Consider the following 12,067-nt stretch of genomic DNA (forward strand, 5'->3'; position numbering starts at 1 on the left):
CTTTTCAGAGAATGGGGCTGTCGCTGGGCTTGAAGAACACTAGACCCTTTTGGCTCACTCGAAGTGCCCTCAAGCCTTGCTCGCCGGTTTTGCCGCGCGTTTGGTGCCCGTCGAGGGCTTGCGTTTGGCGGGCTTGCGTTTGTTTTTCCACGGCGTGGCACCGCGCCCGGCGGGGCTTGCCGGTCCGCTGATGGTCAGGCTCAGGCCGGCGCAACGGGCGACCTGTTTGCTCATCCACGCGGCCTGTTTGGTGACGAATTCTTCCAGGCTCATCTCGCCGCTCTGCACCATGTCCAATGCCTGCTCCCAGATCGCCGTGGTCCCGGGGTCGGCGATGGCACGCGGCACGGCATCGATCAGGCTGAACGCGGCCGGGGTGGCGGCCAGGGCCTTGCCGTTCTTGATCAGATAACCACGGTCGAGCAGGCCCTGGATGATCGAGGCGCGGGTCGCTTCAGTGCCGATGCCGGTGGTGTCCTTGAGTTTTTGCTTGAGCAGGGGATCTTCCACCAGTTTGGCGACGTTCTTCATCGCCTTGATCAGATCGCCTTCGGTAAACGGTTTGGGCGGTTGCGTCCAGAGGTCCTTGAGCTTGACGTCGACCACCGCGCAGTCACGTCCTTCGGCCAATGCCGGCAGCGTTTGCGGCGCCGGTGCTTCGCGGCCCTTGGCCGGGGCGAGGGCCTCGGGCAGGGCGCGCTTCCAGCCGGGCTCGACGATCTGCTTGCCGACGGCACGCAAGGCTTCGCCGGCGCAGTCGAAGTCGGCCTGGGTCCGGTCGTATTCATGGTTGGGCAGAAACTGCGCCAGATAACGCGCGCGGATCAGGGTATAGACCGCCCGCTGCTTGCCCGCCAGTCGCTCGAGGTTTTTCGCCGCAGCGGTGGGGATGATGCCGTGGTGCGCGCTGACCTTGGCGTCGTTCCAGGCCCGTGAGCGGCGCTGAGGCTCCAGGAAATCGTTCAAGGCGTTCAGTGCCGGATCAGCCTGCCTCAGCGCGGCCAGAATGCCCGGTGCTTCGCTGTGTTGGCTCACGGGAAGGTAACCGCAGTCGCTGCGGGGATAGGTGATGACCTTGTGGGTTTCGTACAGGGCCTGGGCGATGTCGAGAGTTTCCTGGGCGCCGAGCCCGAGCTTCTTCGAGCAGACTTCCTGCAAGGTGCCCAGATCGAAGGGCAGGGGTGCCACTTCGCGCATCCGCTCGGTGCGCAGTTTGATCACCCGGGCACTCGCCGCGCTGCCAATCGCCGCCGCTGCATTTTGCGCCAACGCCTGGTTCAGGCAGCGATCCTGATCGTCGCAAACCTCGGAGGCTGCACGCCATTGGGCGGTGAACGTGGTGCCGTCGTGCAGCAGTTGCACGTCGATGGCCCAATAGGCGACCGGCACGAAATCGGCGATGCTGCGGTCGCGATCCACCACCAGGCGCAGGGTCGGCGTTTGCACCCGACCGACCGGCAATACGCCCTGATAACCGGACTGACGCCCCAACAGCGTGAACAGCCGACTCATGTTCATCCCGATCAGCCAGTCGGCCCGCGAGCGCCCGAGTGCCGAATGATAAAGGCTAAAGGTTTCGGCCCCCGGCTTCAGGGCTGCCAACGCCTTGCGGATCGACGCGTCGTCCAGCGCCGACAGCCATAGCCGCTGGATCGGCCCGCGATAACGGCAATGCTCCACCAGTTCCCGGGCGATCATCTCGCCCTCACGGTCGGCGTCGGTGGCGATCACCAACTCATCGGCCTCGCCGAGTAGCCGCTTGACCGCTTTGTACTGGCTGGCCGTGCGCGGTTTGACGGTCATCTTCCACTTCTCTGGAATGATCGGCAGATCCGCCAGCACCCAACGCTTGTAACGCGCGTCATAGGCGTCCGGCGGCGCGGTTTCCAGCAGATGGCCGATGCACCAGGTCACCGTGACGTCCGTTCCCAGCCAGCAGCCGTCGCCACGACGCCTGGCGCCGAGGACGGCCGCAATGTCTTTGGCCTGGGAAGGTTTTTCACAGAGGTACAGCCGCATAACCACCATCGCTCATCAACTGTCGAGAGGCGGACAGAATGGCGGCTGATGAGCGACGGGGCAATCTTTATCTGTATGGATGTACAGTCTGTGCGTTGCGATTCATTGCACAGGCTCCTCAATAGTTCAGATTAACCACCGGTTGGTCCAGCTTCGCGCCGGGCTCTCGCCTGAGAATGGTCAGCAACGCTGCGGTAATCACGTTCACATCATTATCGAAGCCTCCGTGGGAAGTGTCCTTTTTTCGCTGTAAATGTTGCTCGGACAGATCACCACGGTGCGAATGCCTTCACTGGCGGCCTTCATCAGGCGCAAGTCAATGTCGTAGCGTGGCTGCTTCAACGGCTCGATGATGAAGGGGGTGTCCTCGTCGAAGATGTTTTCGGACAGATAATTACCCTTGGCGTCATCGACGATGATCGCCAGACTCTTTCTGTCGATCGTTGGGGAGTTCCAGCCGCGCTACATTTTCGCTTTCCCAAATCCGGCAAACTGCAGAACTGGCCGTTCAAACACGACGATCAGCCTGTTGAAGTGGCCCTCCGGGCGCCAGGTGCCGCCGAAACTGCGGGTGTTTATTGAGTTTGTGGCGGCGCACATGGCGCTGACGTGCTCGCAGCGGGCCGCGGCCGGCGAGGGGGGCGAGAGGGGCTCGTCGGAACGCCGCATCGTCCCGTTCGGCTGCGAAGCCGTCGTGAGTGCAAAATCTGGGTTATACCTGAAAGTCGTGGTCTCAGGTTTTGGGGCTGCAGCGCAGCCCATCAGCATCATGAGGAACGTATTTCATGAAAAGCACCGGTCCTAGTCCTGTCATCACCATCGCAGAGCAGCCGGGCTGCCTGCTTGTAAAGTTTCACGGTATTCAGGTGGCCGCGTCCGCACGGGCGCTGGTGTTGCTCGAGGCCAACTATCCTCCGGTGTATTACGTACCGCGGGAGGATATCGATGAAAAGTACTTTGCCCGCACCGATCACACGAGTTATTGCCCCTACAAGGGCGATGCCAGCTATTTCAGCCTGCAAATCCCGGGGCATGAAGGCGCTAACGCAGTGTGGAGCTATGAAGACCCCAAAGTGTCGGTCGATCAGATACGCGGCTATATGGCGTTCTATCCCGATCAAGTCACGTTTGAGGTGCTCAAAGACGTCGAGTGAGAGTCGCTTTCCAGGCATCAACGAAAACGCCGCGCATGGGCGCGGCGTTTTAAGGTCAGGTGTTCAGCTCATCGAACAGTATCCACCAGCGTAGATTCATCAATCTGACTAATCGAAGTCACCCCGGTCAAGGTCATGGCGACGCGCATTTCCTTGGCGAAGATATCCAGCATATTTTCCACCCCGCGTTGACCATCGGCGGCCAGTGCATAGGCCATGGAACGCCCCAGCAATACGCCTTTTGCGCCCAGCGCCAACATCCGTACGACATCAAGCCCCGAGCGGATGCCCGAGTCGACCAGCACCGTCAGATCATTACCGATGGCTTGCATGATGGGCGGCAATGCCTTGGTGGTGGAGAGCACGCCGTCCAGCTGTCGCCCACCGTGGTTCGATACGACAATGCCGTCCGCGCCAAAGCTGACCGCATCTCTGGCGTCCTGAGGATCGAGAATGCCTTTGATGATCATCGGGCCTTTCCAGAACTCACGAATCCACTCCAGATCGCTCCAGCTGATCGAAGGGTCGAAGTTATTGGCCAGCCAGCCCATGTAGTCTTCGAGCGTGACGGCTTTGCCAAGGTACTTCGAGATATTGCCCAGGTCGTGTGGACGCCCCATGACGCCGACGTTGAATGCCCAGTCGGGTTTGGTCATGGCCTGAAGCATTCGTCGCGATGATGCAAAAGGACCTGACATGCCCGAGTGTGCGTCCCTGTATCGGGCGCCGGGCGTGGGCATGTCCACGGTAAACACCAGGTTTTTCACACCGGCGGCCTTCGCCCGTTCCAGTGCATTTTTCATGAAGCCTCTGTCCTTCAACACATACAGCTGAAACCAGATGGACTGCTGGCTTTGTGCCGAGACCTCTTCGATCGAGCACACCGATACCGTCGACAGGCACAGTGGAATGCCTTTATTTTCCGCCGCTTTAACCGCCTGCACTTCACCACGGCGGGCGAACATGCCCGTCAGGCCGACCGGCGCCAATATGATCGGCATTGAAAGTGGTTGATCGAAGAGGGTGGTTTCAAGGCTCAGGGTTGCGACGTTTTTCAGAATGCGCTGGCGCAGGCTGATGCCCGTCAGATCAGCGCTATTGGCCCTCAGCGTGTGCTCTGCATAAGCCCCGCCATCAATGTAATCAAACAAAAAACGCGGGAGTTTGCGACGTGCTGCCTCGCGATAGTCAGATGCGGATGAAATGATCATGGTGCCTCGGTCTGGTGAGTGGCGGGGCGATGGTTGCGTCGAGCGTAGAGTCAGATTAACGAAAACGCCCCGCATTGCGGGGCGTTTTTTCTGCTCGTGCTGTCAGTTGGTATCCAGGTCCACGTTCTTGGTCTCACGCAAACAGATCATCCCGACGACCAGGCTCACCCCGGTAATCACCACCGGGTACCACAGCCCATAGAAGATGTCCCCGGTGTACACCACCAAGGCAAACGACACCGTTGGCAGGAAACCGCCGAACCAACCGTTGCCGATGTGGTACGGCAGGGACATCGAGGTGTAGCGGATGCGGGTCGGGAACAGTTCGACCATCAGCGCTGCCAGCGGGCCGTAGCACATGGCAGAGATGATGATCAGCGCCACCATGAGGGCCACGATCATGGACTTGTTGACCTGTTGCGCATCGGCTTGTGATGGATACCCCGCCAATGTCACCGCGCCACGCAGGGCGGCTTCGTCGTAGCCTTCGAGTTTCACTTCACCAACGCTGACCTGCACGGCGCTGCCGGCCGGGGCCGATTCGCTGTTGTAGGGCAGGCCCTGTTTCACCAGGAAGGTTTTGACCTTGTCGCACGGGCTATCAAATTTCGCCTTGCCCACCGGGTCGAACTGGAAGGTGCAGGTGGCCGGGTCAGCCAGTACGGTGATCGGTGCCTGACGGCTGGCCTGGTCAATGGCCGGGTTGGCGTAGTGGGCGATGGACTTGAAGATCGGGAAGTACAGCGCGGTGGCCAGCAGCAGGCCGATCATCAGCACCGGTTTGCGTCCGACCTTGTCCGACAGCCAGCCGAAGAAAATGAAGAACGGTGCGCCGATGATCACGCTGACGATCAGCAGGCTGTTGGCCAGGGCCGGGTCCATTTTCAGGAACTGGGTGAGGAAGAACAGCACGTAGAACTGCGCCGCGTAGAAGGTCACGGCTTGTCCGGCGTTGATGCTGAACAGGGCGATCAGTACGACTTTCAGGTTTTCCCATTTGCCGAAGGAATCGCGCAGCGGTGATTTGCAGAGCTTGCCTTCTTCTTTCATTTTCACGAACGCTGGCGACTCGTGCAGGCTCATGCGAATCCAGGTCGAGATGCCCAGCAGAATGATCGAAAACAGGAACGGAATCCGCCAGCCCCAGACTTCAAACTGGTCACCAGTGAAGTAGCGGCAACCGAGCACCACCAGCAGCGACAGCAGCAAGCCGAGGGTTGCGGTGGACTGAATCCAGCTGGTGTGGAAACCGCGTTTACCCATCGGTGCGTGTTCCGCGACATACGTGGCAGCGCCGCCGTATTCACCGCCCAGGGCCAGGCCCTGAAGCATGCGCAGCACCACAAGAATGATCGGCGCAGCAATGCCGATGCTCGAGTAGGTCGGTAGCAGTCCGACGCAGAAGGTCGCCAGGCCCATGAGGATGATGGTCGCAAGGAACGTGTATTTACGCCCGATCATGTCCCCCAGCCGGCCGAACACCAAGGCGCCGAACGGCCGCACGATGAAGCCGGCAGCGAAGGCCATCAGCGCAAAGATGAACGCCGTGGTGTCGTTGACCCCGGCGAAGAACTGTTTGCTGATCACCGCCGCGAGGGCGCCATAGAGGAAAAAGTCGTACCACTCGAAGACCGTCCCGAGCGACGAGGCGAAGATGACTTTTTGGGTTTCCTTGCTGGTGCCCGCGCTGCGCACGGCTTCCAGAGGCTGAACATGTTCTGACATATCGGTATCCCTCACAGTGATTGTTTTTTTTGTTCCACTGGTGTTGCGTGTTCCTTGTAGGGGTAATGCTCAATGCTCGCGAATCAGCTGCAATCCCTGTTGGAGTGCAATCCCTTGTGGGAGCGAGCCTGCTCGCGATGGCGGTGTATCAGTCACCATAGATGTTGGATGTCAGACCGTCATCGCGAGCAGGCTCGCTCCCACAGTGGGGGTGTTGGCGGTGGTTTCGAGGATCAGTTGTGCAGCTTTTTCGGCAATCATCAGCGTAGGCGAACAGGTGTTGCCCGAAGTGATGCGCGGCATGATCGAGGCGTCGGCGATGCGCAGGCCGGGGATGCCGTGAACGCGCAGTTCGGCATCGACCACCGCGTCCGCGTCGTTGCCCATGCGACAGGTGCCGACCGGATGGAAGATAGTGGTGCCGATGCGGGCGGCGGCTTCGTGCAATTGTTCTTCACTCTGCAAGCTGTCGCCGGGCAAGTACTCGACCGGTTTGAATGCTTGCAGGGCCGGTGCGGCGACGATGCGGCGGGTCAGGCGAATGGCGTCTGCTGCCACCCGCAAGTCCTCCGGATGGCTCAAGTAATTGGGCTGAATCAGCGGTGCTTCCTGCGGATCGGTGGAGCGGATCTCGATGCGACCACGGCTTTGCGGGCGCAGATCGCACACCGACGCCGTGAAGGCCGGGAACGCATGCAATGGCTCACCGAAACGCTCCAGCGACAGCGGCTGAACGTGGTACTCGAGATTCGCCGACGTCTGCTCCGGCCCCGAACGGGCGAACGCCCCGAGTTGGCTCGGCGCCATGGATAACGGGCCGCTGCGGTCATACAGGTAACGCAGGCCCATGCCCATCTTGCCCCACAGGCTGCCGGCGATCTGGTTAAGGGTGCGGGCGTTTTCCAGTTTGTAGATCAGGCGCAGTTGCAGGTGATCCTGCAGATTGCCACCCACACCGGGCAGTTCTTGGGCAACGCCAATCCCCAGTTTTTGTAGCAGCGGGCGAGGGCCGATCCCGGAACGTTGCAGGATGCTCGGTGAGCCGACGGAACCGGCGCACAGCACGATTTCCTTGCGCGCCTTGAAGGTTTTCGCCTGACCCTGCCAACGCGCACTGACCGCTGATGCACGGCCGTTATCCAGTAGCACGCGATCCACTTCGACGTCGGTCAGCACGGTGAGATTGGGCCGGTTGCGGATCGGTTTGAGAAACGCCTTGGCCGCGTTCCAGCGAATACCGGCTTTCTGGTTGACCTGGAAGTAGCCGCAGCCTTCATTGTCGCCCTGGTTGAAGTCATCGATGCTGGCGATGCCGCTTTGCTCGGCGGCGCTGCGGAAGGCATCGAGAATCGGCCATGACAGCCGCTGACGTTCGATCCGCCATTCACCGGAGGCGCCGTGAAACTCCGAGTCGCCAGCAAAATGGTTTTCGCTTTTTTTGAACAACGGCAGGACGTCTTGCCAGCTCCAGCCGGGATTGCCTTGAGCCACCCAGCCGTCATAGTCGCCGGCCTGGCCGCGCATGTAGATCATGCCGTTGATCGAGGAACAGCCGCCGAGCACCTTGCCACGCGGGTAACTCAGGGCGCGGCCTTGCAGGCCAGGTTGCGCTTCGGTCTTGAAGCACCAGTCGGTGCGCGGGTTGCCGATGCAGAACAGGTAACCCACGGGGATGTGAATCCACGCATAGTTATCGCGGCCGCCGGCTTCGAGCAGCAGCACGCGATGTTGCGGGTCGGCCGACAACCGGTTGGCCAGCAAACAACCGGCCGGGCCGGCACCGACCACGATGTAGTCGTATTCATCCAGGGAAGTCTGCATCCGTGACCTCATGTTGTTGTTCTTGTTGTCGGTCATCCTAGTTGTTAGCTTTCGTCAAAAGAATGTTAGTTTTTGCGCAGCCGCTGTGCGTTTTTAAACAGCCCCATCTCAAGGACGGCTCATGTTCGACTGGAATGACCTGCGGTTTTTTCTCGAGTTGCAGCGTAGCGGGCGTTTGCTCACCGCTGCCCGCCGTTTGAACACCACCCACGCCACCGTGGCCCGGCACATCGAGGCCATCGAAAAGAGCCTCGGCACGGCGTTGTTTGTCCAGCATGCCCAGGGTTATGAGCTGACCCCGGCGGGCGAAGCATTGCTCAAACACGCCGAAGCGATGGAAAACGTCGCATTGCTGGCGCAGGAAGAAATCACCCAGTCCACGGCACCGCTGGGCAAGATCCGCGTCGGCGTGACCGAAGGGTTGGGCATCATGTTCCTCGCCAGTCGCATGAACGGGCTTTTTGAACGCTACCCCGGACTGGAAGTGGAACTGGTCGCCGTGCCGCGCTTTGTCAGCATTCTCAATCGCGAGGCCGAGATCAGCATCCACCTGGAGCGCCCGGCCGCCGACATGCTGGTCACCCGCAAACTGACTGACTATCGATTGGCGCTGTACGCCAGCCAGGAGTATCTCGACCGTTCGCCACCGCTGCGCAGCCGCGAAGACCTCGCTCGCCACGCCTGGATTGGCTATGTCGACGACTTGCTGTTCAGCCAGGAATTGATGTTTCTCAACAGCTTCTGCCGCAATCCGCAGGTGGTCTTCCACAGCACCAGCGTCATCGCCCAGCAACAGGCCGCGCGCTCAGGCCTGGGGATCGCCGTGCTGCCGTGCTACATGGCCAGCGCCGATCCCGGCCTGGTGCCGTTGCTGCCGGATGAGAGTATTCAGCGCAGCTACTGGATCAGCACGCGGCGTGAGTTGCACAAATCCGTGCGGTTGCGGGTGTTGTGGGATTACGTGGTGGAGTTGTGTGAGCGCGAGCAGGCGTTGTTGCTGGGATAACAAACATCAAAAGATCGTCCGAACACGGCCCGATCTTTTGATCTTGGGAGAGTGTCAGATTCACTTTCCCTTATGTTCACTCACGCCTCAGAACGTGCCGATACTCTTTGTGCGGAAAACCAACTTCACCGTGTTGTTGGGACCGGGCTGCCACTTCACGTCGGTCGGGTCGTTCTCTTTGCGCACGATACACTTCCATTCCTCATTTTTGCCGTCGTCCGTGCCTGGGAAAAGTACCTTGCCGGTCCATGTAGAGTTGTTAGGGGCGGGTTTAGGGTCGAGCTTTACGGCCTTGGCCGGATCCCAATTCCCTAACACCGGATGGTTGCCGACAACATAGACGCTGTAGCCCGGCACCGTGTTGCCGTTATCGCATTGAAATTCCACTTCGTCTTTTAAGGGCTCCCACGTGACACCCAGGGCATCGCGGAACACGGGCAGCATCGCCAACAAGAAAACGCCCAGCGGCAATAGGTAATGATTGCGAGACATGATGAACACCTCAATTCATTCCAGTGGGCGCAGCTTAGCCCCGGCCGAACTGAAAGTGACCTGTTAGAACTGACAGTTCATTAGCGCATTTCGCGATAGCTTCAATCGTTGCTTATTAACTGCGAGCTTGTTTGCGCTGGACTGTGCAGCCATCCTGGCCTTCAATTGGTGGGATGAAGACAAGGAGCGTCCACCGACACTCCGTCGCGATAAAGGGAGCTTGCAGCATGACCGAAGATACAAAAGTGAAAGGCCCAGCGTCGTACTTCCCGTCAATCGAGAAAAAATATGGCCAGCCCATCAGCCACTGGCTGGACCTGCTCGGGACAGTCAGCGGTAAGAAACATATGGAAATGGTGGCCTGGCTGAAGACTGAACACGGTATGGGGCATGGCCATGCGAATGCTTTGGTTGCGCATTATTTAGCGAGCACTAAAACGTGAGCCACCTGTAAACGGCTCGCAATGTGGCAGGCAATGACATGAATGCTGGATGTGCCGCCGTCTTCGCTAGCAAGCTCGCTTGTATGTTTAGACTTGAAGGGCTGGGGCCGCAATAACTCACCCCTTGGCCGGCAACTCGCGGGTGGTTCGCTGCAATGGACTGGGCCGTTGGCCGTCCGGAATCGACAGCGTCGCCCGCAACCCACCCTCCGGTCGGTTGACCAACGTGATTCGTCCGCCCAGCAGAGTCGCAATGGTGTTGACGATCGTCAGCCCCAACCCCGCCCCTTGGACGTTACCGCGACTGTAAAAGCGTTCGAACAACCGCCCGCGTTCCCCTTCGTCGATGCCCGGTCCCTGATCCTCGACACTGAGTGAATAGAACCCGTCAGCTTGATCCAGCTGCACGGTGATGACGCCGTGCGCGGGGGAAAAATTTGCCGCGTTGCTGATCAGGTTATTCAGGGCGATGTCGATGGCGGCGGCGTCAGCGACTACTTTCAGGGGCCGGTCGGTGACGTCGAAGGACAGCTCAAGGTTCTTGCTCAGTAACCAGGGTGTTAGCTGAGCCAGGCTGTCGCGCACCGTTTGAGTCAGGTCGATCGAGTGCAGCACCGGCGTTACGGCTGTGGGCTCAAGGCGGGCCATGGTCAGCAATTGGTTGACCAATCGGCTGGTTCGGTCCACGCCCGAAATCAGAAACGCCAGGGATTCCCGGCGCTCTTGTTCGGTGCCGGCCTCCAACAGGTTTTGCGCATGCACCCGCAGCACCGCCAGGGGTGTGCGCATCTCATGGGCGGCGTCGGCGATGAAGCGCCGCTCGCGGCCGAGCACTTCCTGAATCTGCGCGAGCATGCGATTGAGCGCTGCTTGCATCGGTTCGAGCTCGCTGGGCAGCGGGGTCAGTTGCAGCGGTTCCAGCGAGCCGCTATGCCGAGCCCGCAGCGTCGCCGCCATATCGGCCAGGGGCTTGAGGCCCCAGCCGATGGCCAGCCAGACCAACGCTGCCAGAATCAGGCTGCCCAGCACATTGGGCCACAGGGTATGGCGCAGGATCCGGTCTACCAGGTCGGAGCGCACATCGTCGCGTTCGCCCACCCAGATCCTCACATCAGTTTGTTTGTCTTCCAGCATGAACGCGCGCCAGTGGCGGTTGTTCAGGTCCAGCACATCGCTGAAGCCGGATTGCGACGGGGGCGCAGTGAAGGAGGGTGCGCTGGCGGTGTGCACCAACACTTCGCCCTGACGATTCCAGACCTGAAAGGCAATCTTGCTTTCATAGGGATGGCCATCGACCTTGGGCACCGCTTCGCCCAGGGCCTTGTTGAACGCCTGATACAGCTCGGCGTGTTCCTTGCTGGCCAGCGGCATGCGCATCACACCCTGCAGCAACCGGGCGTTCTGTGCGAGTTGGGCGTCATAGACTTCGGCAATTTCGTGGTTGCTGTCGTGCCAGTTGAATACGCTGATCACCGCCAGACCGGCGAGCATCAGGCCGATGATCAGCGTCAGGGTGCGGTGCCGAATGGACGTCATCGACGCTCCTCCACCAGGTAACCGACACCGCGAATGGTACGGATCAGGTCGGTGGAGAACTTCTTGCGCAGGTGATGTATATGCACTTCCAGCGTGTTGCTTTCGGCTTCCTCGTTCCAGCCGTAAAGCAACTGCATTAGGTGATCGCGGGTCATGACCCGGCCCGGTGGCGACAGTAATTCGTGAAGCAGCTGATATTCCTTGGGTGTCAGCGCGACCGGTTCGCCCAGGTAGCTGACTTGCTGGGTGCCAGGGTTGAGGCTGATCCCGGCGTGTTCGATCAGCGCCTGTGCGCGGCCGGCACTGCGCCGCAGCAAGGCCCGCAGACGCGCCTTGAGTTCGGCCAGATCAAAAGGCTTGATCAGGTAGTCGTCGGCCCCGGCATCCAGCCCGGCGATACGGTCTTCGGTGGCGTCCCGCGCGGTGAGGATCAGCACGGGCAGGTTAGAGCCGCTGTCACGCAGGCGGCGCAACACTTCCAGCCCGTCCATGCGCGGCAGGCCGAGGTCGAGCACGGCCAGGTCAAAGGATTCACTGAGTAACGAATGCAAGGCACTGCTGCCGTCCTGCAACCAGTCAACGGTATAACCTTCGCGGCCCAGGGCCTGATGGATGCCTTCGCCCAGGGCCACGTCATCCTCGATCAGTAATAAGCGCACA

The 12,067-nt window shown here is 60.2% G+C and carries 11 protein-coding genes; 4 read left to right on the forward strand and 7 right to left on the reverse strand.

What is annotated here, in order from left to right:
- Positions 1-69: 69 nt before the first annotated feature.
- Positions 70-2,019, reverse strand: a complete 1,950-nt coding sequence (locus tag ACA056_RS12675; RefSeq protein WP_497273172.1) for a DNA topoisomerase III — start codon at positions 2,017-2,019, stop codon at positions 70-72.
- A gap of 415 nt (positions 2,020-2,434) precedes the next feature.
- Here ACA056_RS12675 and ACA056_RS12680 point away from each other — a divergent pair, with 415 nt between their 5' ends.
- Both ACA056_RS12680 and ACA056_RS12685 read left to right on the forward strand, forming a co-directional pair.
- Positions 2,435-2,824 (forward strand): hypothetical protein, encoded by a 390-nt coding sequence (locus ACA056_RS12680; RefSeq protein ID WP_497273174.1) that lies wholly within the window; start codon positions 2,435-2,437, stop codon positions 2,822-2,824.
- A complete protein-coding gene (locus tag ACA056_RS12685; RefSeq protein WP_283190543.1) occupies positions 2,805-3,173 on the forward strand; it encodes a DUF427 domain-containing protein in 369 nt (122 codons plus the stop codon). Before ACA056_RS12680 ends, ACA056_RS12685 begins: the two co-directional genes overlap by 20 nt.
- 68 nt (positions 3,174-3,241) lie before the next feature.
- Here ACA056_RS12685 and lldD read toward each other — a convergent pair whose 3' ends face one another.
- The 3 genes from lldD to ACA056_RS12700 form a co-directional block, all read right to left on the reverse strand.
- Positions 3,242-4,384 (reverse strand): FMN-dependent L-lactate dehydrogenase LldD, encoded by a 1,143-nt coding sequence (lldD, locus tag ACA056_RS12690; protein ID WP_497273176.1) that lies wholly within the window; start codon positions 4,382-4,384, stop codon positions 3,242-3,244.
- Positions 4,385-4,486: 102 nt separating this feature from the next.
- The gene (locus tag ACA056_RS12695) at positions 4,487-6,109 is read right to left on the reverse strand and encodes an MFS transporter (protein WP_497273178.1); all 1,623 of its coding nucleotides are present in this window, start codon (positions 6,107-6,109) and stop codon (positions 4,487-4,489) included.
- A gap of 171 nt (positions 6,110-6,280) precedes the next feature.
- On the reverse strand, positions 6,281-7,930 hold the full coding sequence (locus ACA056_RS12700) for a GMC family oxidoreductase (RefSeq protein WP_497273180.1): 1,650 nt from the start codon (positions 7,928-7,930) through the stop codon (positions 6,281-6,283).
- Between the two features lie 121 nt (positions 7,931-8,051).
- On the opposite strand from ACA056_RS12700, the gene ACA056_RS12705 reads away from it, so the two are divergent.
- Positions 8,052-8,936 (forward strand): LysR family transcriptional regulator, encoded by an 885-nt coding sequence (locus ACA056_RS12705; RefSeq protein ID WP_497273182.1) that lies wholly within the window; start codon positions 8,052-8,054, stop codon positions 8,934-8,936.
- A gap of 87 nt (positions 8,937-9,023) precedes the next feature.
- Here the strand turns inward: ACA056_RS12705 and ACA056_RS12710 are convergent, their stop codons facing one another.
- A complete protein-coding gene (locus tag ACA056_RS12710; protein ID WP_497273184.1) occupies positions 9,024-9,428 on the reverse strand; it encodes a carbohydrate-binding module family 20 domain-containing protein in 405 nt (134 codons plus the stop codon).
- Between the two features lie 227 nt (positions 9,429-9,655).
- Between ACA056_RS12710 and ACA056_RS12715 the strand changes: the two genes are divergently transcribed.
- A complete protein-coding gene (locus ACA056_RS12715) occupies positions 9,656-9,871 on the forward strand; it encodes a DUF4287 domain-containing protein (protein WP_497273186.1) in 216 nt (71 codons plus the stop codon).
- Between the two features lie 117 nt (positions 9,872-9,988).
- Here ACA056_RS12715 and ACA056_RS12720 read toward each other — a convergent pair whose 3' ends face one another.
- Both ACA056_RS12720 and ACA056_RS12725 read right to left on the reverse strand, forming a co-directional pair.
- Entirely contained in the window at positions 9,989-11,407 is a 1,419-nt protein-coding gene (locus ACA056_RS12720) for an ATP-binding protein (protein ID WP_497273188.1), read from the reverse strand.
- Positions 11,404-12,066 carry a response regulator gene (locus ACA056_RS12725; protein ID WP_497273190.1) on the reverse strand — a complete coding sequence of 221 codons (663 nt, stop codon included), beginning with the start codon at positions 12,064-12,066 and terminating at the stop codon, positions 11,404-11,406. Before ACA056_RS12725 ends, ACA056_RS12720 begins: the two co-directional genes overlap by 4 nt.
- Position 12,067: the final 1 nt, after the last annotated feature.

The organism is Pseudomonas sp. LBUM1666, from assembly GCF_059695775.1.